This window comes from Paraburkholderia sp. (genome assembly GCF_024281035.1).
GTDB lineage: Bacteria > Pseudomonadota > Gammaproteobacteria > Burkholderiales > Burkholderiaceae > Paraburkholderia.
In genome coordinates this window covers 125,843-151,705 of record NZ_JAMXLH010000048.1, presented here as the reverse complement: position 1 = coordinate 151,705, position 25,863 = coordinate 125,843, and the positions used below count along the sequence as shown (strand labels likewise).

The 25,863-nt window shown below is 65.3% G+C and carries 27 protein-coding genes, 1 other RNA gene and 1 riboswitch; of the genes, 13 read left to right on the top strand and 15 right to left on the bottom strand.

The window, feature by feature from the left end:
- Positions 1-3 precede the first annotated feature (3 nt).
- Positions 4-411: a hypothetical protein gene (locus tag Q0L30_RS15415; protein ID WP_296657915.1), complete on the bottom strand. Its 408-nt coding sequence runs from the start codon at positions 409-411 to the stop codon at positions 4-6.
- Positions 412-444: 33 nt separating this feature from the next.
- Positions 445-720, bottom strand: a riboswitch (cobalamin riboswitch).
- Between the two features lie 198 nt (positions 721-918).
- On the opposite strand from Q0L30_RS15415, the gene Q0L30_RS15410 reads away from it, so the two are divergent.
- The 5 genes from Q0L30_RS15410 to Q0L30_RS15390 all read left to right on the top strand — a co-directional run bounded on the left by Q0L30_RS15410 (position 919) and on the right by Q0L30_RS15390 (position 3,270).
- The gene (locus Q0L30_RS15410) at positions 919-1,269 is read left to right on the top strand and encodes an ATPase (protein WP_296657913.1); all 351 of its coding nucleotides are present in this window, start codon (positions 919-921) and stop codon (positions 1,267-1,269) included.
- Complete coding sequence (locus Q0L30_RS15405) at positions 1,266-1,583, top strand: cell division protein ZapA (protein WP_293035594.1); 318 nt, start codon at positions 1,266-1,268, stop codon at positions 1,581-1,583. Before Q0L30_RS15410 ends, Q0L30_RS15405 begins: the two co-directional genes overlap by 4 nt.
- A 22-nt stretch (positions 1,584-1,605) precedes the next feature.
- Positions 1,606-1,787: non-coding RNA, 6S RNA (ssrS, locus tag Q0L30_RS15400), on the top strand.
- A gap of 192 nt (positions 1,788-1,979) precedes the next feature.
- On the top strand, positions 1,980-2,438 hold the full coding sequence (locus Q0L30_RS15395) for an EVE domain-containing protein (protein ID WP_296657910.1): 459 nt from the start codon (positions 1,980-1,982) through the stop codon (positions 2,436-2,438).
- 88 nt (positions 2,439-2,526) lie between these two features.
- Positions 2,527-3,270, top strand: a complete 744-nt coding sequence (locus Q0L30_RS15390; RefSeq protein WP_296657907.1) for an SIMPL domain-containing protein — start codon at positions 2,527-2,529, stop codon at positions 3,268-3,270.
- Positions 3,271-3,359: 89 nt separating this feature from the next.
- Here Q0L30_RS15390 and lgt read toward each other — a convergent pair whose 3' ends face one another.
- Both lgt and Q0L30_RS15380 read right to left on the bottom strand, forming a co-directional pair.
- A complete protein-coding gene (lgt, locus tag Q0L30_RS15385; protein ID WP_296657904.1) occupies positions 3,360-4,268 on the bottom strand; it encodes a prolipoprotein diacylglyceryl transferase in 909 nt (302 codons plus the stop codon).
- A 160-nt stretch (positions 4,269-4,428) separates the two neighbouring features.
- Positions 4,429-5,379 carry a LysR family transcriptional regulator gene (locus tag Q0L30_RS15380; RefSeq protein WP_296657900.1) on the bottom strand — a complete coding sequence of 317 codons (951 nt, stop codon included), beginning with the start codon at positions 5,377-5,379 and terminating at the stop codon, positions 4,429-4,431.
- Positions 5,380-5,550: 171 nt separating this feature from the next.
- Between Q0L30_RS15380 and ilvD the strand changes: the two genes are divergently transcribed.
- Together ilvD and Q0L30_RS15370 are read left to right on the top strand one after the other, a co-directional pair.
- On the top strand, positions 5,551-7,224 hold the full coding sequence (gene ilvD, locus Q0L30_RS15375) for a dihydroxy-acid dehydratase (protein ID WP_296657899.1): 1,674 nt from the start codon (positions 5,551-5,553) through the stop codon (positions 7,222-7,224).
- 132 nt (positions 7,225-7,356) lie between these two features.
- Complete coding sequence (locus tag Q0L30_RS15370; protein ID WP_296657895.1) at positions 7,357-7,704, top strand: c-type cytochrome; 348 nt, start codon at positions 7,357-7,359, stop codon at positions 7,702-7,704.
- 48 nt (positions 7,705-7,752) lie between these two features.
- Here the strand turns inward: Q0L30_RS15370 and Q0L30_RS15365 are convergent, their stop codons facing one another.
- From Q0L30_RS15365 to Q0L30_RS15355, 3 genes are all read right to left on the bottom strand, one after another.
- Complete coding sequence (locus Q0L30_RS15365; protein WP_296657893.1) at positions 7,753-8,193, bottom strand: DUF2486 family protein; 441 nt, start codon at positions 8,191-8,193, stop codon at positions 7,753-7,755.
- 56 nt (positions 8,194-8,249) lie between these two features.
- Positions 8,250-8,666 (bottom strand): DNA polymerase III subunit chi, encoded by a 417-nt coding sequence (locus Q0L30_RS15360; protein WP_296657890.1) that lies wholly within the window; start codon positions 8,664-8,666, stop codon positions 8,250-8,252.
- Positions 8,667-8,799: 133 nt separating this feature from the next.
- The gene (locus Q0L30_RS15355; RefSeq protein WP_296657888.1) at positions 8,800-10,311 is read right to left on the bottom strand and encodes a leucyl aminopeptidase; all 1,512 of its coding nucleotides are present in this window, start codon (positions 10,309-10,311) and stop codon (positions 8,800-8,802) included.
- 167 nt (positions 10,312-10,478) lie between these two features.
- Between Q0L30_RS15355 and lptF the strand changes: the two genes are divergently transcribed.
- The 3 genes from lptF to Q0L30_RS15340 all read left to right on the top strand — a co-directional run bounded on the left by lptF (position 10,479) and on the right by Q0L30_RS15340 (position 13,226).
- On the top strand, positions 10,479-11,579 hold the full coding sequence (lptF, locus tag Q0L30_RS15350; protein WP_296657886.1) for an LPS export ABC transporter permease LptF: 1,101 nt from the start codon (positions 10,479-10,481) through the stop codon (positions 11,577-11,579).
- Positions 11,580-11,582: 3 nt separating this feature from the next.
- Positions 11,583-12,731 carry an LPS export ABC transporter permease LptG gene (gene lptG, locus Q0L30_RS15345; protein ID WP_296657882.1) on the top strand — a complete coding sequence of 383 codons (1,149 nt, stop codon included), beginning with the start codon at positions 11,583-11,585 and terminating at the stop codon, positions 12,729-12,731.
- Between the two features lie 111 nt (positions 12,732-12,842).
- Positions 12,843-13,226 carry a sirohydrochlorin chelatase gene (locus Q0L30_RS15340; RefSeq protein ID WP_296657879.1) on the top strand — a complete coding sequence of 128 codons (384 nt, stop codon included), beginning with the start codon at positions 12,843-12,845 and terminating at the stop codon, positions 13,224-13,226.
- Between the two features lie 82 nt (positions 13,227-13,308).
- Here the strand turns inward: Q0L30_RS15340 and cobA are convergent, their stop codons facing one another.
- The 6 genes from cobA to Q0L30_RS15310 all read right to left on the bottom strand — a co-directional run bounded on the left by cobA (position 13,309) and on the right by Q0L30_RS15310 (position 19,575).
- A complete protein-coding gene (gene cobA / locus Q0L30_RS15335; protein ID WP_296657877.1) occupies positions 13,309-14,082 on the bottom strand; it encodes a uroporphyrinogen-III C-methyltransferase in 774 nt (257 codons plus the stop codon).
- Between the two features lie 42 nt (positions 14,083-14,124).
- The gene (locus Q0L30_RS15330) at positions 14,125-15,453 is read right to left on the bottom strand and encodes a GTP-binding protein (RefSeq protein ID WP_296657875.1); all 1,329 of its coding nucleotides are present in this window, start codon (positions 15,451-15,453) and stop codon (positions 14,125-14,127) included.
- Positions 15,454-15,488: 35 nt separating this feature from the next.
- On the bottom strand, positions 15,489-16,451 hold the full coding sequence (gene cysD, locus Q0L30_RS15325) for a sulfate adenylyltransferase subunit CysD (RefSeq protein ID WP_296657872.1): 963 nt from the start codon (positions 16,449-16,451) through the stop codon (positions 15,489-15,491).
- A 102-nt stretch (positions 16,452-16,553) separates the two neighbouring features.
- Positions 16,554-17,309: a phosphoadenylyl-sulfate reductase gene (locus Q0L30_RS15320; protein WP_296657870.1), complete on the bottom strand. Its 756-nt coding sequence runs from the start codon at positions 17,307-17,309 to the stop codon at positions 16,554-16,556.
- Entirely contained in the window at positions 17,306-17,878 is a 573-nt protein-coding gene (locus Q0L30_RS15315) for a DUF934 domain-containing protein (RefSeq protein ID WP_296657868.1), read from the bottom strand. The genes Q0L30_RS15320 and Q0L30_RS15315 overlap by 4 nt, the downstream gene beginning before the upstream one ends.
- A gap of 26 nt (positions 17,879-17,904) precedes the next feature.
- Positions 17,905-19,575, bottom strand: a complete 1,671-nt coding sequence (locus Q0L30_RS15310) for a nitrite/sulfite reductase (RefSeq protein ID WP_296657866.1) — start codon at positions 19,573-19,575, stop codon at positions 17,905-17,907.
- A 247-nt stretch (positions 19,576-19,822) separates the two neighbouring features.
- On the opposite strand from Q0L30_RS15310, the gene Q0L30_RS15305 reads away from it, so the two are divergent.
- The 3 genes from Q0L30_RS15305 to Q0L30_RS15295 all read left to right on the top strand — a co-directional run bounded on the left by Q0L30_RS15305 (position 19,823) and on the right by Q0L30_RS15295 (position 22,049).
- Entirely contained in the window at positions 19,823-20,764 is a 942-nt protein-coding gene (locus Q0L30_RS15305) for a CysB family HTH-type transcriptional regulator (protein WP_296657863.1), read from the top strand.
- A gap of 221 nt (positions 20,765-20,985) precedes the next feature.
- The gene (locus tag Q0L30_RS15300) at positions 20,986-21,639 is read left to right on the top strand and encodes a protein-L-isoaspartate O-methyltransferase (RefSeq protein ID WP_296657860.1); all 654 of its coding nucleotides are present in this window, start codon (positions 20,986-20,988) and stop codon (positions 21,637-21,639) included.
- 86 nt (positions 21,640-21,725) lie between these two features.
- Positions 21,726-22,049, top strand: a complete 324-nt coding sequence (locus tag Q0L30_RS15295; RefSeq protein WP_296657858.1) for a rhodanese-like domain-containing protein — start codon at positions 21,726-21,728, stop codon at positions 22,047-22,049.
- Between the two features lie 173 nt (positions 22,050-22,222).
- On the opposite strand, the gene waaA is transcribed toward Q0L30_RS15295, so the two are convergent.
- The 3 genes from waaA to waaC form a co-directional block, all read right to left on the bottom strand.
- On the bottom strand, positions 22,223-23,560 hold the full coding sequence (waaA, locus tag Q0L30_RS15290) for a lipid IV(A) 3-deoxy-D-manno-octulosonic acid transferase (protein WP_296657855.1): 1,338 nt from the start codon (positions 23,558-23,560) through the stop codon (positions 22,223-22,225).
- Between the two features lie 67 nt (positions 23,561-23,627).
- Complete coding sequence (locus tag Q0L30_RS15285; RefSeq protein ID WP_296657853.1) at positions 23,628-24,512, bottom strand: Kdo hydroxylase family protein; 885 nt, start codon at positions 24,510-24,512, stop codon at positions 23,628-23,630.
- Between the two features lie 264 nt (positions 24,513-24,776).
- Positions 24,777-25,778: a lipopolysaccharide heptosyltransferase I gene (gene waaC, locus Q0L30_RS15280; RefSeq protein WP_367277832.1), complete on the bottom strand. Its 1,002-nt coding sequence runs from the start codon at positions 25,776-25,778 to the stop codon at positions 24,777-24,779.
- Positions 25,779-25,863: the final 85 nt, after the last annotated feature.

The following is a 25,863-nucleotide window of genomic DNA, read 5'->3' as shown; positions in this document are numbered from 1 at the left end:
CGCTCACGGCAGGCATGTGATTGCGATCGGCAGTTCGCATCGTGCGGGTCGAAGGGGGGCGTTGTCGTTATCGAAAGGAAAGGAACCAGGCGCTCTGCCGCGTGAGATGCTAAACACGCGAACACGAACGATGCGCGCGCATCGTTCGCGCAGGCATGCGCCGGCAACGAATGCCCGATGAAAAACGGGCGCAGCCTGGTTTAGCGATTTCACCCGCATCACGCTGCTCATGATGTGCCGCATGAAGCGCGACGCGGCACGAGCACCCGCTTTGCAGCGGCGCAAGGCGCCAAGCCGCAGATCGCGCACAATCGCGCAGCAGGTGTGCAAATACATGATGGTGATGATCCGGTAGCCAGCGTGCGCGTGCTCCGCTCTGCGCGAAACGGCGCGATAAAGGGCCGTGTCCACACGGCGCCAGTGCATCACACCGGCGCGGCTGACACGAGCACCTCGCCCTCTGGCCGGTATCCGGGCTGGCGACGACGCGATCCGCCTTCCCGCGCCGTTGCGCAGTGGCCATGGATGCACGCAGAAATTGCATGCTGGGATCGAGTTGCGTGCGAACAGCTTGCCAGAAGCGATGCAAGAAGCGCGCGCGGTCGCGGTACCGTTGCACAGAGCAGCACAGGATGGCGTATGTCCGGGGCTGGACTTCGCTCCCTGTTTCCCGTTTAACCACGCATTTCGAGCGCGGGCACCAGAGTGCGGCAAGTGTAGGAGCGGCCCGTCTGGACGTCAAGAAAAGCGTCCGCGCCACGCTGGTGTCATCGCGTACGTGGCGGCAAAATGCATTCCCGCTGAGCAGACTCGGTGACGTTGCCTGCAAGAAGCAGGGATGTTACGTCTGGAAACGACACAATTATCGGAATACCCGGTAATCCGCGCTAGAATGCCTGTCTTTAGAGGACGCAGCACATGCTCAACGAACTCGAAACACTCTCACAGAATATCGGGCGGCTGATCGAGATCAATCGGCTCCATCACGAAGCGCGTCAGGCACTCGAAGCGCAACTCGCGCAATTGCAGTCGCAATGCGATGCAACGCGCGCCGAACTCGAGCAGGTGCGCGAAGAGCGCAATGCACTGCAGGCGGAGCGCGATGCGCTGTCCGCGAAGATCGACGACGCCCAGGTGCGCCTGAACGCAATTCTCGAAAAATTGCCGCGCGCACGCGGGCAAGGCGAGCCTGACAACCAGCTCGATCTGCTCGAACAGTCGCCGTCCGCCGCCGAGAGCAACGCGGCCCGCCACGGAGAAAACGCATGACCACCAAACAGATCGAAGCGACGATTCTCGGCCAGACCTATCGCCTCGCCTGTTCACCCGAAACCGAAGGCGCGCTGCTCGAAGCCGTGGCGCGCGTGGATGCGGAAATGTCGAAAATCCGCACGCACAGCAACGTGCGCGGCATGGATCGAATCGCAGTCATGGCGGCACTTTCGCTCGCGTCGGAACTGCTGCGACTGCAGACAAGTGTGCGACACGGAGAGGCATTCCCAGCCGAAGAAATCCGTCGTACAATGCGCTCAATGAATGAACAACTCGGCGCCGTGATTCAGCAGTACAGCGGCGTGCAGTAATACGTTTTAAAAGGTTTAGTTAGCTTCCCTGCCTGGTTTGCCAAGGTCATATATTCCTTGAACCAATGCCATGTGCACGGTTGTGGAAATTTGTAGCACGGGTGTGCGCGTCACTCTGTCTGATGTACCCGAAGTGCTGCTAACTGCGACCAATTCTGAACCCTCGGTTCAGGATGCCGGCCTAGCGGCTATGGCGGGGACCAATTCAAACGGCATCGGACTTGCGTCCGATGCCGTTTTTCATTGTTGTTTCCAATTCGGGCCTGGTAGCATCTGTTCCTGCGTCTGCTCTTTTTAGTGCGGCGTTCCAGCGCCAATCCATAGCGTCATACCGCCCGTGCCCGCCTACACCTGGCGCGCACGTTCCCCGCTCTCTTTCGACGTGACCTCCGACTCATGCGCTACTGGCTGATGAAGTCCGAACCCGACGAAGCAAGTATCGACGACCTCGCTCACGCACCGCATCGCACGCTGCCCTGGACCGGTGTCCGCAATTATCAGGCACGCAATTTCATGCGCGACACGATGCAGGCTGGCGACGGCGTGCTGTTCTATCACTCCAGTTGTCCCGAGCCCGGCATCGCGGGAATCGCACAGGTCTCATCGACGGCCTATCCCGACCCTACGCAGTTCGATCCGAAGAGCCCTTATTACGACGCGAAATCGACGCAAGAGAATCCACGCTGGATACTCGTCGACGTCGTCTTCAAGAAGAAGTGCGCGTTGATTCCACTTGCGGCACTACGCGAGCACGAAGCGCTCGCGAACATGCGCGTGCTCGCGAAAGGCAACCGGCTTTCGATCACGCCCGTCACCGAAGCCGAGTGGGCGTTCATCACGAAACATCTGATGTGATGTGAAGTGCACGCCCCGCACGCTCACCAACGCGCAGCCGGGCTGGCGCGCTTGCGTATCGAATAATCCATTCTGCAAGGAGTCGACGATGAAGAGAAAAACGGCCGCCGCCCTCACCGCAGCGCTCACCATTGCCGCGCCGCTCGCGCTCATGTTTGCGGCCACGCTCGCGCCCGGCACTGCGTTCGCACAGAGCGATGCGCGCTTTCAGCCGGCAGGCGTGCTGTCGCTGTCCGCGCAGGCGAGCGCAGAAGTGCCGCAGGACGTCGTCACGATCACGCTGTTCTACGAGCAGGAAGCGAGCGATCCGGCCTCGCTCACCGCCACGCTGAACCAGCGCACCGACGCCGCGATGCAGAAAGCGAGAGGCGTGCCCGGCGTGAGCGCGCGCTCGGGCCAGTTCTCGATCTTTCCGTCCACCGACCGCGACGGCCGCATTTCGGCATGGCGCGGCCGCACGGAAGTCGTGCTCGAATCGCACGACTTCACCGCCGCCTCGAAGCTTGCAGGCGATATCGCGTCGATCATGCAGGTCGGCAACGTGCAGTTCTCGCTCTCGCCCGAAGCGCAGCGCGCCGCCGAGAAGAAGCTCTCGGGTGAGGCGATCTCGTCGTTCCGCGATCAGGCCACGGCCGCGGCGCGCGCGTTCGGCTACGGCAGCTACACGATCCGCGAAGTCAATGTGGGGCACATGGGCGTGGTGCCGCGCCCGGTCATGATGATGAACGCACGTGCGATGGCCGCCGACGCGAAGGTCGCGCCGCCCATGTCGATCGAAGGCGGCACGTCGACGGTGACCGTCAACGTGTCGGGGTCCGTGCAGATGAAGTGACGCGTACTTCCCATGAGCCGAAAGCCAAGCGCAAAAAAACTAAAAACCCCGCATTAGCGGGGCTTTTGCATAAAACGAACGACCTGCGTTCAGCTATTCGCGCCGAGTGCACGCGTGCCGTTGCGGCGTGCTCGCCGGTACGACCACACGAGCAGGCCCACGCCCACGATGATCATCGGCAGCGACAGCCACTGGCCCATCGACAGGCCGAGTGCAAGCAGGCCGAGGAAGTCATCGGGCTCGCGCGCGAACTCGACAGTGAAGCGCGCAAGGCCATAGCCGATCAGGAACATCGCCGATATCGCGCCCACCGGGCGCTCCTTGCGCGAGAAGAAAATCAGCAACAGGAACAGCGCAAGACCTTCGAGCGCGATCTCGTAGAGTTCGGACGGGTGGCGCGGCAGCAGGTGATATTGCGCGAAGACATCGTTGAGATGCCACTTCGCAGTCAGTTGCGGATGCGCGCTGAGCCACGCGGCATCGTCGTTGGCCGCGCCCGGGAACAGCATCGCCCACGGCGAATCGGGCGACGTCACGCGGCCCCACAACTCGCCGTTGATGAAGTTGCCGAGGCGCCCGGCGGCCAGGCCCGTCGGCACCATCGGCGCCACGAAGTCGGTGACCTGCAGCCACGTGCGGCCGCGCTGCCACGCGAAGAGGATCATCGCGAACGTCACGCCGAGGAAGCCGCCGTGAAACGACATGCCGCCTTCCCACACCTTGAAGATGTCGAGCGGATGCGCGAAATACCAGCTGGCCTTGTAGAACAGCACGTAACCGAGGCGCCCGCCGAGGATCGTGCCGAGCACGCCGTAGAACAGCATGTCGTCGATGTCCTTCGCGGTCCAGCCTTGTGCCGCGACGAACGGCAACCGCAGACGCAGGCGGCCGATCACGATGGCCAGAATGAAACCAACGAGATACATCAGGCCGTACCAGCGCACGGCGAGCGGCCCCAGATGAATGGCGACGGGGTCGAAGTTCGGGTGAATGAGCATCGTGAAGTCAGTTCTTGTCGGCGAAGAGTGTCATCGGGGCGGCGCGACGCGCCGCGAGCGTTGGACGGTTCCGGCGCGCCGCGGTTCGCGGCGCCAGCATTATCGCCGAGTCGGCGCGGCGTACGCTGTTTTCGGCGCTGAAAACCCGCATGCCGGGCATTCAGTCCGCCACGCCGATAGCGGCCGCATGCGCGCGCACGATCTCGATAAAGGCCGCCAGCACCGGGCTCACCTCCACCGCGCGCCAGACAAGGCCGGTTTCGATGGTGGGCACCGCCTGCGCGAGCGGGCGGTAGGCCACGCCCGTGCGCCGCAGGTGGCGCAGCGATTGCGGCACCAGCGCCACGCCCATGCCCGCCGAGACGAGGCTCACGATCGTCTGCATCTGGATCGCCTCCTGCCCCACGCGCGGCACGAGCCCCGCGGCACCGTAGCAGTCCATGATGATGTCATAAAAACCCGGGGCCAGATGGCGCGGGAAGACGACGAGCGGCGTTTCGGCGAGATCGCGCAGGCTCACGGGCGTGTCGCACCAGTCGTCGGCGGACGCGCCGCCCGTGCGTGCCGACAGATCCCGCGGCATCGCGATCACGAGCGGCTCGCGCGCGATCGGCAGATACGAGAGCTGCGCCGCATGACGCAGCGGCAAGGGCGCGATGACGAGGCCCGCGTCGATGCGCCCTGCCGCCAGTTCGTCCAGCTGCACGTCGCTCGTGGCCTCTGTCAGTTGCAGGCGTACGCGCGGATAGCGTGCGCCGAATTCGCGCAGCAAGAGCGGCAGAAGGCCGTAGTCGGCGGTCGAGACGAAGGCCAGCCCGAGCACGCCCGCCTCGCCGCGCGCGAGGCTCTGCGCGAGCGGGCGCAGCGCCTGCGCCGCTGCGAGCAGGCGGCGCACCTCGGGCAGCAGATCGGCGCCCACGGGCGTCAACTCGACCGAACGGCGCGTGCGTGCAAACAGCTCGACGCCGAGCGTCTCTTCGAGCGCGCGGATCGCCTGCGACAGCGGCGGCTGCGTCATCGACAGGCGCGCGGCCGCGCGGCCGAAGTGCTGCTCTTCGGCCACGGCCACGAAATAGCGCAGCTGGCGCAGATCCGGAATTGTCGAGCTCATGCGTACACCCTGTATTGATATATTTTTCGACCCAATAACCGACGAATAATATACTGGACATTCCGCTCGCGAAACCGCATGCTTCTTCGGACACGCTGGCGCAGCACGACGAAACCACGAAGAAGAACGCGCCTGCACGGCATTCGAGACCACTCCCACAGGAGCCTCCCCATGTCGCACAACCGTCGCTCGAAGAACATCACGCAAGGTGTGGCGCGCTCGCCGAACCGCTCGATGTTTTATGCCCTCGGCTATGAAAAAGCCGACTTCGACAAGCCGATGATCGGCATCGCCAACGGCCACTCCACGATCACACCCTGCAACGCGGGCCTGCAGCGCCTCGCCGATGCCGCCGTCGCCGCCATCAAGGACGCCGGTGCGAACCCGCAGACCTTCGGCACGCCCACGATTTCGGACGGCATGTCGATGGGCACCGAAGGCATGAAGTACTCGCTCGTCTCGCGCGAGGTGATCGCCGACTGCATCGAGACCTGCGCGCAGGGCCAGTGGATGGACGGCGTGGTCGTGATCGGCGGCTGCGACAAGAACATGCCCGGCGGCATGATCGCGCTCGCGCGCATGAACGTGCCCGGCATCTACGTCTACGGCGGCACGATCCGTCCGGGCAACTGGAAGGGCCACGATCTGACGATCGTTTCGGCATTCGAGGCCGTCGGCGAATACACGGCGGGCCGCCTGTCCGAAGAGGATTTCGAAGGCATCGAGCAGCACGCGTGCCCATCCACGGGTTCGTGCGGCGGCATGTATACGGCGAATACGATGAGCGCGTCGTTCGAGGCGCTCGGCATGTCGTTGCTGTACTCGTCGACGATGGCCAATCCCGACGACGAGAAAGTCGACTCCGCGGCCGAATCGGCGCGCGTGCTCGTCAATGCGGTCAAGCAGGACCTCAAGCCGCGCGACATCATCACGAAGCAGTCGATCGAGAACGCCGTGGCGCTCATCATGGCGACGGGCGGCTCGACCAACGCCGTGCTGCACTATCTCGCCATCGCGCACGCGGCGCAAATCGAGTGGAGCATTGACGACTTCGAACGCATGCGCAAGAAAGTGCCCGTGATCTGCGACCTGAAGCCTTCGGGCCAGTACGTCGCGACCGATCTGCACCGGGCCGGAGGCATTCCGCAAGTGCTGAAGATCCTGCTCGACGCGGGCCTCCTGCACGGCGAGTGCATGACGATCACAGGCAAGACCCTCGCCGAAGCATTGAAGGACGTGCCTTCGGTGCCGCGCGCCGATCAACAGGTCATCTTCCCCATCCACGAAGCGCTGTACAGGGAAGGCCACCTCGCCATTCTCAAGGGCAATCTCGCGACCGAAGGCGCGGTCGCGAAGATCACGGGGCTGAAGAACCCGGTCATCACGGGCCCGGCGCGCGTATTCGACGACGAGCAAAGCGCGATGCAGGCGATCCTCGCGGACCAGATCAAGGCAGGCGACGTCGTGGTGCTGCGCTATCTCGGTCCGAAGGGCGGCCCCGGCATGCCGGAAATGCTTGCGCCGACTTCCGCGATCATCGGCAAGGGGCTCGGCGAATCGGTCGGTCTCATCACCGATGGGCGTTTCTCGGGCGGCACATGGGGTATGGTCGTTGGCCACGTCGCGCCGGAAGCATTCGAGGGCGGCACGATCGCGCTCGTGCACGAAGGCGACTCGATCACCATCGACGCGCATCAGCTGCTGCTGCAGCTGAACGTGGACGATGCGGAACTCGCGCGCCGCCGCGCCGCATGGAAACAACCGGCGCCGCGCTACACGCGCGGCGTGCTCGCAAAGTACGCAGCACTCGCGCGTCCCGCCAACGAGGGTGCGGTGACGGGCTGAACGCTTCGGTACTCGCCTGGTGTTCTGCTATTGCGGAACGCGTGTCGAATGAGGGCGCACGCAAGGTCGTGCGCCCTTTGCTTTTATAATGCGACCACATAACAGCCTGCCCCAAGGCCGGCGGAGACCAGCATGAATCTGAAGTCGCAAGTGATCAGGAACATCGCGACGCTCGCCGCAGCGCTCCCGCTGGCTCTCGCCGCCGGGCCGGCCGGCGCCCAGGGTGGACCGGCGGGGCTCGCGCTCGCTCAGCAGGAGAATTGCATGAGCTGCCATTCGGTGACCCACACGTTGATGGGACCGGCGCTGCGAGAGATCGCGTTGAGGTACGCGTCGAAGCCGGATGCGCAGGCCTATCTCGCCCACAGGATCGTGGAAGGCAGCAGCGGCGTATGGGGTAACGTGCCGATGCCCGCGAACACGCAGTTGAACGCCGTCCAGGCGGCCGCGCTCGCGAACTGGATACTCACACTCAAATAACGGCGGCGCGTGCCCGGCGCGCGCCGCATCATGCTTTCGCGTAACGGCTCAGACGCCGCCCGACGACGCGCCCGAAGACGACCCGCGCCCGGCACGCGCCGCCAGCTCTTCGTTCACAGCCGCTTTCACCCAGCCCGCCAGTTGAGCTTCGAGCGCAAGGCCGATTTCACGCGACACCTGCCCCACGAGCCAATGCGAATGCTCCTGCACCGCGGCGGCGCAACGCGCCTCGATGACGCTGCGGCCCTCGCCGGTGAGCCAGGTCATGCAGCGCCCGCGCATGCGCTCGACAAGCGCATCGGCATCGAGCGCATGGGAGCCTGGTGCGCCTGCGGGCAGGGCACCGGCGGCAGCGGTCGCGGCTGCCGGTGCAGCCGCTGCGGCCTGCGTGCCTTGAGCACCGGCGCGTGCGAGGAGCGCGTTGCCCGGCACGAGCGTATCGGTCAGGAGGGGAATGGAAGCATCACCTGCATCATGCACGTCCGACACGAGAACCTCCTTCAATCAGTAGAGCCTGCGCCACTTACACGCACAAGCGCGCGCGGTCAGCCGCCCTGCTTGTAGTTGTTCAGCGCGTAGCCGCGGTCGCGATAGAAGCGATAGCGCTCGCGGCCCGCCGCGAGTTCGTCGGGCGCATCGCCGATCACTTCGAGCAGGCGCTCGAAGCGCGCGAACTGCGGCGGTACGGCAGCGCCGAGATTGAGCAGCACGCGATAGTGCGGCGCGCGTTCGAGACCGGCCGCGAGCACGACGGGCGTCGCGAGAGCGAACTCGCTGTCCGCCATGCAGTGCGGCACGAAGTCGAGCGGCGAAAACGTCCACAGCATCTCGTCGAACGCGCGCAGGCGCGCGGGTTCGGCGAGGACGACGGCCTGTTCGCCCGCCAGATACGCCTTGCGCACGAGCCGGCACGCGTACATCAGCGAGTCGCCGACGTTGGTGTGAAAGTCGATCCGCGTCATGGCGCGCACCTGTCGATCAGATTCAACGCTTCGGCGCTTCTCAACCCGCTGCTCAACCCGCTTCTCAATCCGCTTCTTGCCGCGTTAGCCCGTCCTTCACGCCCCCACATACCCACAGCCGCTCCAGTCAAACTCATTGCGCCGCGCGGTCGATCAGGAACTGCGCAAGCAGCGGCACCGGACGGCCCGTCGCCCCCTTCGCCGCACCGCTCTTCCAGGCCGTGCCCGCGATATCGAGGTGCGCCCACGAATAGCGTTCCGTGAAGCGCGACAGGAAGCACGCCGCGGTCACGCTGCCCGCCGGACGCCCGCCGATGTTGGCGAGGTCGGCGAAATTCGACTTCAGCTGATCCTGATACTCGTCGTCGAGCGGCAGGCGCCAGGCCGGATCGTCCGCTTCGCGCGACGCATCGAGCAACTCGCCCGCGAGCGCATCGTCCTTCGAAAACAGACCGCTGTTGTGATGGCCGAGCGCGATGATGCACGCACCGGTCAGCGTGGCGATGTCGATCACGGCAGCCGGCTTGAAGCGTTCGGCATAGGTGAGCGCGTCGCACAGGATCAGACGGCCTTCGGCGTCGGTGTTGAGCACCTCGACGGTCAAGCCCGCCATCGTTGTAACGACGTCGCCCGGCTTCGTCGCCAGGCCCGAGGGCATGTTCTCGCAGGTCGGGATGATGCCGATCACATTGAGTTTCAGGCCCATTTCGGCAACAGCACGGATCGTGCCCAGCACCGAGCCCGCGCCGCACATGTCGTACTTCATCTCGTCCATGCCTTCGCCGGGTTTGAGCGAAATGCCGCCCGTATCGAACGTAATGCCCTTGCCGACCAGCACGACCGGCGCGGCCTTCGCGCTCGCGCCCTGATAGCGCAGCACGATGAACTGCGGCGGCTCGACGGTTCCTTTCGTCACCGAAAGGAACGCGCCCATCTTGAGCGCCTCGATCTGGCGCTGGCCGAGCACTTCGACCTTGAGCGTCCAGTCGCGCGCGAGCTTCTTCGCAGTGGCCGCGAGATACGTCGGTGTGCAGACGTTGCCCGGCAAATTGCCGAGGTCGCGCGTGAGATCCATGCCATTCGCAATTGCCGTGCCCTGCTTCGCAGCGAGGCGCGCGGGCTTTTCATCGGCGGCGTCGACGCTGAACACGATGCGCTTGAGCGAGCGCACCGTCGTATCCGGCTTGCTCTTCATCTGCGTGAAGCGATAAGCCTCGCCGCGCAGTGCGAGGATCGCGGCGCGCACCGCCCAGTCGCTCGCACGCTCCTTGACCGGCAATTGCGCAAGCGTGAACGTGGTCTGAGCAATCTTGGTTCCGAGGATGGCGCGCCAGGCCGCCTTGACGGCCTCGCCATAGGCTTTCTGGCCGAACGCATCCTGCTTGCCAAGACCGACCAGCAGCACCCGCGACGCGCCGATCCCCCCCACTTCGGGCAGGAACAGCGTGGAGCCGGCTTTGCCGTCCATGTCGCCGGCCTTGATGACGCGCGAAATCGTGCCGCCAATCGCGTTGTCGATGGTGAACGCCGCGCCCGAAAGGGTTTGCGCCTCGAATACGCCTATCACGACGCAATCCGATTTGCCGGTCAGGAACGACGCCTCTGTGCCTTTGCTCCAATCACAGGCTTTTATGCTAAAGTCCATCGCGCTTGTCCTCGGATAAAATCAGGGCTTAGGATGAAAGCCGCAATTATCCGCTATTTTTCCCGCGGCGGCTCCTCGCCGGGTGTGCCTGGGGTAAGCCTCGGGTGTGCCACGGGTGTGCCAGGTGAGCGCCGTCCGGCGCTGGCCGACTGCTGTGTCCTTCTAGAATGATCTTCGAACGTTCCCTGCAGCGAGAACTCGCGTACACGGCCGGCGCCGTGTTCATGGTTCTGCTCACGATCATGCTGACGACGATGATGATCCGCATCGTCGGCTTCGCCGCGTCTGGCCAGATCGACCCGCGCGACGTGCTGGTCCTGATCGGGCTGACCGTGATCGGCTACCTGGCCGTGATGCTCATCGTCACGTTGTTCGTGTCGATCCTCTTCGTGCTCACGCGCTGGTACAAAGACTCCGAAATGGTCGTGTGGCTCTCCTCCGGGGTGAGCCTCACGCGCCTCATCAAGCCGGTCGGCATGTTCGCCGCGCCGATCATCATTCTGATCGTGTTCTTCGCCTTCGTCGGCTGGCCGTGGTCGAACGCCCAGAGCAAGCTGATCCGCGCACGTTTTCAGCAGCGCGACGAAGTGTCGCTGCTCGCGCCCGGCCAGTTCCGCGAGTCGCCCACCACGCATCGCGTGTTCTTCATCGAGAACATGAGCCCCGACCAGGGGCGCGTCGAAAACGTGTTCGTCACGAGCACGGAAAACGGCAAGGTCAACGTCATCGTCTCGCGCACCGGCCATACCGAAACCCTCAAGAACGGCGACCGCTTCGTCGTGCTCGAAAACGGCCGCCGCTACGACGGCGAACCGGGCCATCCCGACTTTCGCATTACGGAGTTCCAGCGCTACGGCGTGAAGATCCAGAGCCAGCCCGTGGTCTCGGCGCCCTCGGCGAGCACGACGTCGACGCTCGGCCTGGTGCGCCATCCGACCGACTCCAACCTCGGCGAACTCGCCTGGCGCGCCGGCCTGCCGCTCATCGCGATCAACCTGATGCTGCTCGCCATTCCGCTCGCTTACCAGAATCCGCGCCGCAGCCGCACCATCAACCTCGTGATGGCCGTGCTGATCTACCTGACCTATTCGAACCTGCTCAACGTCGTGCAATCGCAGATCGAGCAGGGCAAGATGTCGTTCGGCTTCGGTCTCGTGGCGCTGCATATCGTGGTGTTCGCGCTCGTCGTGTTCATCTTCTGGCTGCGCGTGCGCAACCGGCCGCTCTTTACACGCGCGATGTTCCGGCGCGCCGCCCAGGAGAGCTGACCGATGCGCATCTACGAAAAATATTTTGCGCGGCAGGTCTACCTGTCGTTCATCTTCATCCTGTTCGCGTTCTCGGGTCTGTTCTTCTTCTTCGACCTGATCAACGAGCTCAATACGGTCGGCCAGGGCAACTACAAGTTCAGCTACGCCGTGCTGCGCGTCGCGCTGCAGTCGCCGTCACGCTTCTACGAAATCATTCCGGTCGCAGCGCTCATCAGCGCGATCTATGTGTTCGCGCAGATGGCCGCGAACTCCGAATACACGATCTTCCGCGTATCGGGTCTCGCAACGGGCCAGGCGCTCCGCTCGCTGCTCAAGATCGGCATTCCGCTCGTATTCATGACCTATCTGATCGGCGAAGTGGTCGGGCCGTACACGGATCAGCTTTCGGAGCGCGTGCGCCTCGAAGCGCTGGGCTCGGCGGTATCCAGCGACTTCAAGTCGGGGGTCTGGGTCAAGGACACGCTGACCGCGCGCGCCGATGGCGAGCAGGTCACGCGCTTCGTGAATGTCGGCGAGCTGCAGCCCGACGCGACGATCACCAACGTGCGCATCTACGAATTCGACTCGCAGTTCCGGCTCTCGAACGTGCGGCTCGCGAAGTCGGGCACCTTTCAGCCGCCGGGTCACTGGCTGCTCAAGGACGTCACCGACACGCAGCTCATCGGCGTGCCGCCGCCGGCCAACGTGCCCGCAGACGCGCTCAATCCGGTCTATCGCGCCGAACAGTCCACGGTGCCCGAATATTCGCTGCGCTCGGAGCTTACGCCGCAGATCCTCTCGGTGCTGCTCGTATCGCCGGACCGCATGTCGATGTTCAACCTGTTCCGCTACATCCAGCATTTGAGCGAGAACCATCAGGACACGCAGCGCTATGAGATCGCGTTCTGGCGCAAGCTGCTCTACCCGTTCGCCGTGTTCGTGATGCTCGTGCTTTCGCTTCCGTTCGCGTATCTGCATACGCGCGCGGGCGTGGTGGGCGTGAAAGTGTTCGGCGGGATCATGCTCGGCATGAGCTTCCAGCTCATCAATACGCTGTTCTCGCACGTGGGTACACTGAACACGTGGCCCGCGCCGCTCACGGCGGCGACACCCGGCCTCATCTATCTCGCGCTCGGGCTCATCGGCCTGAAATGGGTCGACCGGCACTGACGCCGGCGCGGCTTTTCGTTGCGCCCGGCGCCGATGCGCCCTGCACCTCCGGGCGCGTCGTTATTGAAACTGCGCTGAAACTTCGCTGAAACTTCACTGAGATTCGCGACGATGGGCAAGCACGGCATGATCCTCTTCGGCCACGGCGCGCGCGATGCGCGCTGGAAAGAGCCGTTCGCGCGGCTCGCCGCGAAGCTCGCCGCCGCGCGCGGCGACGCAGGCCCGGTCGGCCTCGCCTTCCTCGAACTCATGACACCCGATCTTCCCGCCGCCGTCGCGACGCAGGCGGCTGCGGGCTGCGAGTCGATCCTGGTCGTGCCGGTGTTCTTCGGTCAGGGCGGCCATGTGCGGCGCGATCTGCCCGAGATCGTCGCGCGCTGCCAGGCCGCGCATCCCGAGGTGCAGTTGCGCTGCGCTGGCGCGGTCGGCGAGGACGACGCCGTACTGGATGCGGTGGTGCGGTATTGTCTGGCGGCCGAGGCGGCGCCGGATTGAGCACCAGGCGCCACGGCGCAGCGGAATGAAGAAGGGGCGCATCATGCGCCCCTTGCTATTTCCCTGCGATGTTTCTTGCGACTTATGCAGCCGCGCGTCGGCCTTGCGTCTGCCCGGCTGTCAGCCCGGTCTCATCGGCCTGACCGGCCCGCGCCGCAAACGCTTCGCCGATCATCAAAAGACTCGGCTGCGACGCATCGAGCCAGTCCTGCGCTTCGCCCGCCGCCAGCGCCGCCAGCGTGAGCGTGAGCGTGCGCTCGCGCGGCGTGCTGCACGCTTCGACGATCCCCACGGGCGTCGAGCCCGCGCGGCCCGCCTCGATCAGTTCGCGCGCGATGTCCGGCGCGCTGTCGCGGCCCATGTAGAAGACAAGCGAATCGGCATTGACCCGCTCACGGATTTCGGCGGAATCGGGTGCGCGCGAGTACGTTGCGAGCGCAACGCTGCGCGCCACGCCGCGCAGCGTGAGCGAACGGCGCAGCGCCGCCGCGCTCGCGAGCGCCGCCGTGATCCCCGGCACGATCTCGTATTCGACGCCCGCCGCTTCGAGCGCGCGCATCTCTTCGTCCGCCCGGCCGAACAGCATCGGATCGCCGCCCTTCAGGCGCACGACCACGGCGTGCGTGCGCGCTGCATCGACAAGCTGTTTGTTGATGAAGTGCTGCGCCGTGGAGCGCTGTCTGCAGCGCTTGCCCACCGCGATGAACTTCGCCTCTTTCGGCGCGAGTTCGAGCATCTCCGGCTCGACGAGCGCGTCGTGCAGCACGACGTCCGCCACGGCGAGCAGCCGCGCGCCGCGGACCGTGATGAGGTCCGCCGCGCCGGGGCCTGCTCCGATCAGATAAACCTTGCCCATGAGCTTCGTGTCTCCCGTTGACGCGTTCGCGCGCCTCCGCACTCAGTCGGAGAATGCCCTGATCATACCTGCTGCGACAGTGTGATGCGTGGCTTCGTCAATAAGGACGAAGGCGCCCGTGCCGGGATGCGCGTCATACGGGTCGCACACGAGCGGCTTTTGCAGCGTGAGCGCGACGCGGCCGATGTCGTTCATCGCCAGACCGTGACGGTCGGTCGCGTGCGAGAGCGTGTGCACGTCGAGCACCTGCTTGATCGCGCCGATCTTCGCGAACACGGTGTTCGTGGTCTGCTTGAGCAGGTACTTGCGCTGCGTCGACAGCGGCTCGTCGTCGAACCAGCAGAGGTCGGCTTCGAGCTTTTTCGCCGGCTGGACGGCGTCGGTGGCCGTCACGAAGGTGTCGCCGCGCGAAACGTCCACGTCTTCGCCGAGGCGCAGCGTGACCGTCTGGCCCGCAAACGCGCGGTCGACCTGCGCCGTGCCGCCCGGCACCGGCGCGATGATCTCGACGACCGTGGCCTGGCGGCCCGCCGGCAGCACCGTGATCGCATCGCCGAGCTTCACTTCGCCCGCTTCGACGCGGCCCATGTAGCCGCGGAAGTCGTCCGCGCTCGAACCATCCTGGCGCGCGACCCACTGCACCGGAAAGCGCAGCGCATCGCCCGCGGCCTGGCCGACCGGCAGCGATTCCAGCACGTCGAGAAGCGGCGCTTCCGCGTACCACGGCATGCGCTCGCTCGCGAGGACGATGTTGTCGCCCTTGAGCGCCGAGACCGGCACGAAGCGCACGTTGTCGAGGCCGAGCTGACGTGCGAGCGCGACGTAGGCATCGCGGATCTGGTCGAACACCGCTTCGCTGTAGTCGACGAGGTCCATCTTGTTGATCGCGACGATCACATGCTGCAGGCCGAGCAGCTTCACGATCGCGCTGTGGCGCTTGGTCTGCGGCAGCAGTTGCGTCACGCCATTCTCGACCGTCACGCGCGTGGCGTCGATCAGGACGATCGCCGCGTGCGCCGTCGAGGCGCCCGTCACCATGTTGCGCGTGTACTGCTCGTGGCCCGGCGTATCGGCGATGATGAACTTGCGCCGCGCCGTGGCGAAATAGCGGTACGCCACGTCGATCGTGATGCCCTGCTCGCGCTCGGCTTCGAGGCCGTCCGTGAGCAGCGACAGGTCGATTTCGTCGCCGACGGTGCGCTTGTTCTTCGCGCGCGAGAGCGCCGAAAGCTGGTCCGAAAGCACGGCCTTGCTGTCGTACAGCAGGCGGCCGATCAGCGTGCTCTTGCCGTCGTCGACGCTGCCTGCCGTGATGAAGCGCAGCACGCCGAGATCTTCTGGTTGATGCGCGGGTTGTTCGATGCGGCCCATGTGATCTGTCCTCGTCCTATGCGTACACGTCGTGCTTAGAAATAACCTTGCTTCTTGCGCTGTTCCATCGCGGCCTCGGACGCCTGATCGTCCATGCGCGTCGCGCCGCGCTCCGTGATTTCCGTCACGGCCGTTTCGGCGATGATCTTCTCGACGTCGTCCGCGTCGCTTTCGACCGGGCACGTGCAGCTGATGTCGCCCACCGTGCGAAAGCGCACGCACGCCGTTTCGCTCGTCTCGCCTTCCTTCATCGGCGTGAGCGGCGTGACCGGCACGAGCAGGCCGTTGCGGCGCACGATCTCGCGGTCATGCGCGTAGTAGATCGACGGCAGTTCGAGGTTCTCGCGTGCGATGTACTGCCAGATGTCGAGTTCGGTCCAGTTCGAAATCGGGAAGACGCGCAGGTGCTCGCCCTTGTGCAGGCGCGCGTTGTAGAGGCTCCAGAGTTCCGGGCGCTGCGCTTTCGGGTCCCACTGGCCGAATTCGTCGCGAAACGAGAAGATGCGCTCCTTCGCACGGGCCTTTTCTTCGTCGCGGCGCGCGCCGCCGATCATCGCCGTATAGCCGTATTGCTCGATCGTTTCGAGCAGCGTGACCGCTTGCGCGGCGTTGCGCGAATCCGTTTCGCGGCGCAGGCGCACGGTGCCGCGCTTGATCGAATCTTCGACGTGACCGACCACGAGTTGCGCGCCGATTTCGGCGGCACGGCGGTCGCGGAAGTCGATCACTTCGTCATAGTTGTGGCCCGTGTCGATGTGCACGAGCGGAAACGGCAGCGCGGTCTTGCGGTTCGCGCCGAGGCCGAACGCCTTCAATGCGAGCGCAAGCACGACCACCGAATCCTTGCCGCCCGAAAAGAGCAGCGCCGGCTTGCTGCATTCGGCGACCAGTTCGCGCAGGATGTGGATCGACTCGGCTTCCAGCCAGTCGAGATGGTCCATGCGGTTCGCGGTGACTTGAAGCGGCGCGTTCACGGTGGAATCGAGCGTCGTGCTCATGGTGAGATCCTTCGATTATCGCGCCGAAAAAATTCGGCGCGCACTTCTTGCTTTTCGACGACGCACCCTGAGGCGCGCCAGCTTTTGGCATTGCTTTTGAAATCAACCCGCACGTTCGACGGGCGACGCGGCCACGACCGGAATCGCGGAAACCGACGTGATGTGCAGCCCGCACTCTTTCGTATCGCGCGACTCCCACCACCAGCGGCCCGCACGGCTGTCTTCGCCCGGGCGCACCGCGCGCGTGCACGGCTCGCAGCCGATGCTCGGGTAGCCGCGTGCGTGCAGCGGGTTCTCGGGCACGTCGAACGCGCGCACATAGGCCCAGACTTCGGCTTCGCTCCAGTCCGCAAGCGGATTGAACTTGGCGATGCCGCGCGCGTTGTCCTGCTCTTCTTCGTGCAGCTCAGAGCGCGTGACCGACTGTTCGCGGCGCTGGCCCGTAACCCACGCGGAGACGTCCGCGAGCGCGCGGTTCAACGGCTCGACCTTGCGGATCTCGCAGCAACGCTTGCGAAGCTCGACGCTTTCATAGAACGCGTTCAGGCCATGCCTTGCGACGTATTCGTCGACCGCATCCTGCTGCGGGTGAAACTGCTCGATCTCGTAGCCGTAGCGCTCGCGCACGCGATCGATCATGCCGAGCGTTTCTGCATGCAGGCGGCCCGTATTCAGCGAGAAGATCCCGATCTTCACGCCGCGCGAAAGAATTGCGTGCGTGAGCAACATATCTTCGGCGGCGAGGCTGCTCGCGAGCTTCACGTTCGCGTGGCGCGCCGCGATCGAATCGAGCAGCGCATCGAGGCGCTCGACCTTCGCCTGCAAGTCAGGCGTGATTTCCTTCGCGACGGTACTCATGCAGCACCACCCGGTTGTGCGGCTTGTGTGGCTTGTGCCGCTTGTGCCTGCAGCGCAGCGCGACGGCGAAAGAGCGGCGACGGCTCGTCGAACGCGCCCTGATACTGCACGGTGAACTCGGTGAACGCCTTCAGCGCGTCTTGGATGTCCTTGTCCGCGCGCACGGCGTACGCATCGAAGCCGCAGCGCTCGTGAAAGCGCAGCTGGTCGCGCAGCACGTCGCCGATCGCGCGCAGTTCGCCCTTGTAGCCGAAGCGCTCGCGCAACAGACGCCCGATCGAAAAGCCGCGGCCGTCGCGGAACACCGGAAAATCGACCGCGATCAGCGCAAGCTGGTCGAAGTCGGCGGCAATGTCGGCCGGTTCGCTATTCGCCGCGAGCCACACGCCGAGTTCGTCGCGCGACTTCGCGGCGACGAGCGCAGCGCGCTCCGCCTGCCACAACGCCAGCGGCACGATGACCTTGCCCGCGGGCAGCGCGTCGACTGCGGGCAGCGTGCCGTCTTCGGCGGGGCGCACGACATTCCAGTCGTCTTCGACAATCGCGCGGTTCTTGATGATCAGATTCATGAAACTCAATCCTCGCTGCTTGCGGTTCAGGCGTGGGCCGGCTGGTGCGATGCGTACACGCGCGCCTTGAAGGGCGCGATGCCGATGCGGTCGAAGGTGTCGCTGAAACGCTCGCCGTCGATACGGTTCTCAACGAACGTATCGATGATTCTCTGCACGACGTCCGGCATCTCCTCTGCCGAGAACGACGGGCCGATCACACGGCCAAGGCGCGCGCCCATGCCCTGCTCGCCGCCGAGCGAAACCTGGTACCACTCCGCTCCGTCCTTGTCGACGCCGAGAATGCCGATGTTGGCGACGTGATGGTGACCGCACGAGTTGATGCAGCCCGAGATGTTCAGCGACAGGTCGCCGAGGTCGTAGACGTAGTCGAGATCGTCGAAGCGGTCCTGGATGGCCAGCGCGATCGGGATCGACTTCGCATTCGCGAGCGAGCAGAAATCGCCGCCCGGGCACGCGATGATGTCGGTCAGCAAACCGATGGTCGGCGTCGCGAAACGCGCCGCCTTCGCCTTTTCCCAGACGGCGAAGAGGTCGCGCTTCTTGACGTCGGCGAGAATCAGGTTCTGCTCGTGCGACACGCGGATCTCGCCGAACGAGTATTCATCGGCCCAGTCGGCCACGGCTTCCATCTGCTTGTCGGTGGCGTCGCCCGGCGCGACGCCGGGGAACTTGAGCGACAGCGTCACCGAGGCGTAGCCCGCCACGCGGTGAGTGCGCACGTTGCGCTCGACCCAGCGCGCGAAACCGCGGTTCTCCAGCAGATGCTTTTCGTAGGAAGCGTCGGTATCCGCGAGCTTTTCATACGCGGGCGGCACGAAGTATTGCGACACGCGGTCGAGTTCGTCCTGCGTAAGCGTCGACGGACCGTCCTTCAGGTGCAGCCACTCCTCTTCCACCTGCTCCGCGAATTTCGCGGGCGTGAGCGCCTTCACGAGAATCTTGATGCGCGCCTTGAACATGTTGTCGCGGCGGCCATAGCGGTTGTACACGCGCAGCACGGCTTCGCAGTAGGTCAGCAGATGTTGCCACGGCAGACCGCGCTTGATGATCTTGCCGACGATCGGCGTGCGGCCGAGGCCGCCGCCCGCGAGAATGCTCGCGACGACTTCGCCGTTCGCGTCGCGATCGAGATACACGCCGAGGTCGTGGATCTGCACGGCGATGCGGTCTTCCTTCGAGCCGCACACGGCGATCTTGAACTTGCGCGGCAGCCACGAGAATTCGGGGTGGAACGTCGACCACTGGCGCAGGATTTCGGCCCACGGACGCGGGTCGACGATCTCGTCGGGCGCGACGCCGGCGAACTGGTCGGCGGTGGTGTTGCGGATGTCGTTGCCGGAGGTCTGGATCGCGTGCATCTGCACCGAAGCGAGCTTCGCGAGGATTTCCGGCGTTTCTTCGAGCTTGATCCAGTTGTACTGGATATTCGTGCGCGTCGTGAAGTGGCCGTAGCCGCGGTCATGCTCGCGGGCGATGCGCGCGAGCATGCGCAACTGGTCGCTGCGCAGGTTGCCGTACGGCACGGCGATGCGGTGCATGTACGCGTGGCGCTGCATGTACAAACCGTTCTGCAGACGCAGCGGACGGAATTCTTCTTCGCTCAATTCGCCCGACAGGCGGCGGCGGACCTGATCGCGATACTGCTCAACGCGTTCGTCGACGATGGTCTGGTCGTACTGGTCGTATTGGTACATACGGGGATCCCAAGGTTGTCGCAATCGCGGCGTTGCGCTGGTGCCGCGCGCTCAGGCTTCGACGCTGGCTCTGTCCTGGCTCGGGGCGGGTTCCGTTACGGCGCGCTTCGCTGTGCCGTTGTGCCGGTCGCCTGCCCGTTAATGACCAAAACAGCTATCCAAATTGGAAAAATTGGGAAAATCGTAATAAACTCGCCTTATATTTCAAACGACTTAAAAATTAGGTTGATATGCCAAGGGGTTATATATGAACCTGCATCAGTTCCGGTTCGTACGCGAAGCTGTCCGGCAGAATTTCAATCTCACGGAGGCCGCCAAGGCGCTGTATACGAGCCAGCCGGGCGTATCGAAAGCGATCATCGAGCTGGAGGACGAGCTTGGGGTCGAAATCTTCACGCGCCACGGCAAGCGTGTGCGCTCGCTCACGGAGCCGGGCCGGATCATCCTCGCCTCGGTCGAGCGCATTCTTCAGGAAGTGGAAAGCCTCAAGCGCGTCGGCAAGGACTACGCCGCACAGGATCAGGGCAACCTGACCATCGCCGCCACGCACACCCAGGCGCGCTACTCGCTGCCCGCCGCCATCGCCGAGTTCAAGCGGCGCTTTCCGAAGGTCCACCTGTCGATCCTGCAAGGCAGCCCGACCCAGGTCGCGGAAATGGTGCTCCACGACCAGGCCGACCTCGCCGTCGCAACCGAAGCGATCGCGGGCTACAAGGACCTCGTGTCGCTGCCCTGCTTCGCGTGGCACCACGTGGCCGTGATGCCGGCCGATCACCCGCTGCTCGAACGCAAGCCGCTCTCGCTCGACGATCTGGCGCAATTTCCGCTGATCACCTACGACAACGCCTTTGCGGGCCGCGCCAAGGTCAATGAGGCGTTCCGCCTGCGCGGCCTCACGCCCGACATCGTGCTGGAGGCCATCGACGCCGACGTCATCAAGACCTACGTCGAACTGGGCCTGGGCGTGGGCATCATGGCCGATATCGCGTTCAACGCCGAACGCGACCGCCATCTGCGCGCGGTGCCCGTCGGGCACCTGTTCGGCAGCAACGTCACGCGCGTCGCGCTCAAGCAGGGCGCGTATCTGCGCAGTTACGTCTACACCCTGGTCGAGCTGCTCTCGCCGAGCCTGACCCGCAAGCTGATCGAGCAGGCGCTCAAGGGCGAACACGAGAGCTACGAGCTATAGCGCCGCCGTAGCGCCGCCCTGTCGCCACCATCGCGCCGCCATAGCGCCGCAGCGGGCTGCGGCACAAACGCCCGCACTTGCGGCTGGCGCGGCGCCCCGACAGAGCGCTTTGGTACAATCTCGCGATTGCCCGTCCCTGCTCCGGCGGCGTCGCGAACGCCGCGCATCAGTCGCACAGGCCGGGCTACCTGTTCCGAATCCAATCCATAACGCCGACCACCATGAACATCGAACAAGCGCGTTTCAACATGATCGAACAGCAGATCCGCCCCTGGGACGTGCTGGACCTGGACGTCCTGAACCTGCTTTCGATCGTCAAGCGCGAGCAATTCGTCCCGGCTGTCTACGCGGACATCGCCTTCGCCGATCTCGAGATCCCGCTGCCCAACGGCCAGCACATGATGGCGCCGCGCGTCGAAGCGCGCGTCCTGCAGGAACTCGCGGTGAAGAAGCACGAGAACGTGCTGGAAATCGGCACGGGTTCGGGCTACATGGCGGCACTGCTCGCGAATCGCGCACTGCAGGTGCTGACGGTCGAAATCGACCCGGAACTGGCTGAATTCGCCCGCGCGAACTTCACGAAGAACGGCGTGCTGAACGCCGAAGTCAAGCTCGGCGACGGCGCACGCGGCTGGGCCGCCAACGCGCCCTACGACGTGATCTGCGTCTCGGGCGGCCTGCCGGTCGTGCCGCAGGAACTGCTCGAACAACTGAAGGTGGGCGGACGCCTCGCGGCATTCGTCGGCACCGCGCCGGTGATGGAAGCGCAGATCATCACGCGCGTCGACGAAAAGCAATACCGCATCGCCTGCGTGTTCGAAACCTACGTCGAAGCGCTGCAGAACGCCATCCAGCCTTCGCGCTTCAAGTTCTAAGGCAAAGCTCCAAAACACCATGTGCCGCGCCGCCGGGTTTCACGGCCCGCGCGGCGCACTGCGGCACTCGCATCGACTCGTTTCCCATGCAAAATCTGAACGCTCCCGACCTCGCCGCCTGGCTCGCCGACACATCGCGCGCAGCCCCCGTGCTGCTCGACGTGCGCGAGCCGTGGGAGATCGAGACCGCGCAAATCGCGGGCTGCGTGTGGATTCCGATGAACGAGATTCCCGCGCGCAGCGAAGAGCTCGACGACGAGGAGCCGATCGTCTGCGTCTGCCATCACGGCAGACGTAGCGCTTCGGTCGCGATGTTCCTCGAATCGCGCGGCTTCACGAAGGTGTTCAACCTGCAAGGCGGCATCGACGCGTGGTCGCGCGAAGTCGACCCCAAGGTGCCGACTTACTGACCGGGTTGCCCCATTGACGACAGCGGCGGGCCTTCGCCCGCCAGGCTGTCCACGAAGGGCGCGGCGTCTGCTGCGCCCTTTTTCATTCCGGCGGCGACCGCGCCAGCGCGCCCTTCTGGTTCGCCCTTCTGGTCGCAGCGCGGCAGCACACGAACGCCGCGCCAGCCGTGGATTCAGAGATCGAGCGACGTGACGGAAGAAGCGCGCTCGGGCAACAACGTTGTCAGTACATCGACCGTGCGCGCCGTCGCTCCGCGATGACGCGCCGCAAATGCAGCGCCCGCCGCGCCCATCGCCACGCGGCGCGGCTTGTCTTTGAAGAGTTCATGGAGCGCCTGCGCGAGACCGGCGGGATCCTGCACCTGCAGCGCCGCACCGGCTGCCACCGCATCGGTCGTGGCCTGCGCGAAGTTGAACACGTGCGGGCCGATCAGCACGGGCACGCCCACGGCGCACGCCTCGATCAGGTTCTGCCCGCCGAGCGGCAACAGGCTCCCGCCGATGAACGCAAGATCGGCAGCCGCGTAATACGCGCCCATCTCGCCCATCGAATCGCCGAGCAACACGTTCACGTCCTGCGGCAGCGCGCGCGGCGCACCGTGCGCCGACGCATCCGCCGGCGCCTCGCTGGCCGCCCATTGCGAGCGCCGCACGAGCTTGAGATTCTTGCGCGCGACGAGCGCCGCGACTTCGTCGAAACGCTGCGGATGGCGCGGCACGAGAATCAGCAGCGCGTCGTCGATGCCGAGCGCCGCAAACGCCTGCAGCACGCGTTCTTCCTCGCCTTCACGCGTGCTCGCCGCGACCCACACGGGCCGCGAGCCGATCGCACGGCGCCATTCGCGTCCGCGCGCGATGAGCCCGGGCGGGCTCGCCATGTCGAACTTCAGGTTGCCGAGCACCGCGACGTTGCGCGCACCGAGCGCCGTGAGGCGCTCAGCATCCGTCGGGCTCTGCGCGAGCACGCGCGCGAAGCCGCCGAACACCTCTTTCACCGCCGCGCCGAACTTCGCCGCACGCCTGAACGAGCGCGCGGACATGCGTGCATTGGTGAGCACGAGCGGCACGTCGGCGCGGCGGCATTCGTCGATGAGCGTGGGCCAGACCTCGGTTTCCATCACGATGCCGAGCGACGGACGCCAAGCGCGCAAAAAGCGCCGCACGGTATGGGGCATGTCGTACGGCAGATAGCAGCGCTGCACGCGCTCGCCGAACAGTTGCACGCCCGCCGCGCGCCCGCCGGGCGTCATGTGCGTGAGCAGGATGCGCGCGTCGGGACGCGCGGCGAGGAGCGCATCGACGAGCGGCTGCGCCGCGCGCGTCTCGCCCACCGAAACGGCATGGACCCAGATGAGCGGCGCGTCGTCCTCGGGCAGCCGTCCGGCCGAGCGGCCAAAGCGTTCGCCGATATGCTCGCGATAGCCGTGCTCGCGGCGCGAACGAATCAGGAGACGCAACACTGCGAGCGGCGCGACGAGCCACCAGGCAGCGCGATAGATGGCCCTCAGCATCGGGCCTCCGGCCGCGTGCAAGGCAACGTGACGCAGCACATCGGGGTGTACATCGAAAAATACGCGCTCAAACCAGTTCCTTGCCCTTGAGGCGTTCGAGAATGCCGAGCGGCGCCCAGTCCGGATGCACCATGTCCTTCGCGGGCAGGAAGAAGGTCTGCTCCATCATGAACTGGCCGGACATCACCGCATGCGACGCGTGATCGGAGAAACACACCCACACGCTGCCAGGCGGAAAGCTGATGCTTTCCTGCGGCGACGCCTTCTGATAATCGAGATCGGCCTTCATGCCGTCGTGCAGATTCAGCATCAGATGATCGTACGCACTGCGCGGCGACTTCGTGATGTGCAGCAGATGCTGCAGCCACGCCGAGCCGGGCACCTGCGGCTTGATTCTCGGCAAGAAACGCCTGGCTATGTCTTCGAACGGCTCGCCCACACGCCACACGCGCGGCACGCCATTGGGATTCACGTTCGTGAAGACGCGCAGGATGCGCTCGCCGTAGTTCGGACGCGACGGAAACGCGTCGACGTGCAGGCGCGAATCGTCCTTGCGCCACGACGTCTGACGCGTCTCCACGCGATGCAGGCGCAGGCTCGTCGGCGCGACGCGCAGCTTGCCGGCGTATTCGGGAAAGAGACCGTCGACGAGCGTGCGCGCGCAGGCCTGGTAACGCGCGATCAGCGCGCGCGCCGCGGACTGCACGGCCGCTTCGCCCAGCACGCCGTGCAGCGCGCCGCCGTTCGGGTCGAGACTGATGTTCTTGCGCCTGGGATCGGCAATGGCCGGATCGAGCAGCGAACGCTCACTGCTGTCGAGTGCAAACGCCAGGTTCGGGAAATACAGCACCTTGCCTTGCTCGACGGCATCGAGCAGCGTCTCGCGCGGCTGCGAAAGGTGCTGGCCGTGCCAGTCGGCGGAAGCGATTTCGACGATCTGCGATTCTTTCATGTCGCCCCTCGAAGTGATGGATCGGGTTGCACGATGGTGACAGCCGGAGTTGCACGGCGATATCAGCCGGCCAGGTGACGATGCGGGCGCGCCTCGTGCGCCACGCAAAAACGCGTTGCAGGAGACCGCTCGCGAGGGCGCAGCGCGCACGTCGGGCACGAACCCTCATGCGCCCGTTGCGCGGCAATCAATCCCCCGGAGAAAGCGCGTGGCCGGGCGCCCTGAGCCGCGGCGCCCGGCCACGTTTCGCCCGCGCGGTGCGGGCTACAGCAGCCCGAAGCCCGCCAGCGCGGCCTTGACCTGAGCGAGCGTCGGCGGCTGCCCGGCCGTGCCGAGATTGACGACATTCGGCGACCAGTAGCCGCCCGTGCGCCACGCGGTGGCGAAATTGTACAACTCGATGGTCGGCCGCTTCAGCGCCGCCGCGATATGCACGAGGCCCGTATCGACGCCCACCGTCGCCGCCGCGCCGTCGATCAGGCCGACGACCGCAGCGAGCCCGAGCTTCGGCGGCACGATGGCCGCGGCGCCGAACTCGCGCGCAAGACGCTCGCTCGTCGCGCGCTCCGCATCGCTGCCCCACGGCATCACGAGCGACACGCCGCGCCGCACCAGGGCCTGGCCGAGTTCGATCCAGTGCGCGTCGGGCCATTGCTTGTCGGCCCGCGAGGTGGCGTGCACGAACACGACATAGGGCACCGGCAGGTTCAGCCCGACACCCGCGAGCGCCTGTGCGGCGCGCCCGGTATCGAGGCCGAAGTCGATTGCGTCGGCGGGCGGCGGCGCCGGCTCGTTCAGTGCGGCCGCAACCAGTTGCCGCGAGCGCTCGACCACATGCGTGCGCGGCTCGATATGCACGGAGCGGTCGTAGAAGTAGCGCACGGGCCATTCGTAGCCCGCGCCGTCGGTGCGGTTGCCGAGGCCGACGAGCGGCCCGTGCGCCCAGCTCCCCACCCAGGCCGTCTTGATGAGGCCCTGGCAGTCGATCACGAGATCGTACTTTTCGGCGGCGAGCGTGCGGCGAAATGCACCGATCTCGCGCCAGTTCGTGGGCGAGAGGATGCGCTTGCGCCAGCGGCGCAGCGAGAACGGGATCGCGCGGCGCACGCCGTGCACGAGTTCTACGAGTGACTGGAAGCTTTCCTCGACAAGCCAGTCGATCTGCGCGTCGGGGTGCCGCCGCAGGACGTCGGCGACGACAGGCATGGTGTGGACGACGTCGCCGAGCGACGATACGCGCACGATCAGGATCTTTTGTACGCTCAAGGCAAATCGGACGGCGCATCTGCGCCGAAAGAGGCGGTAAAGGTCGTGATTTTAGCGCGAGCGGCGGGGAAAACGAGGAAAAGCG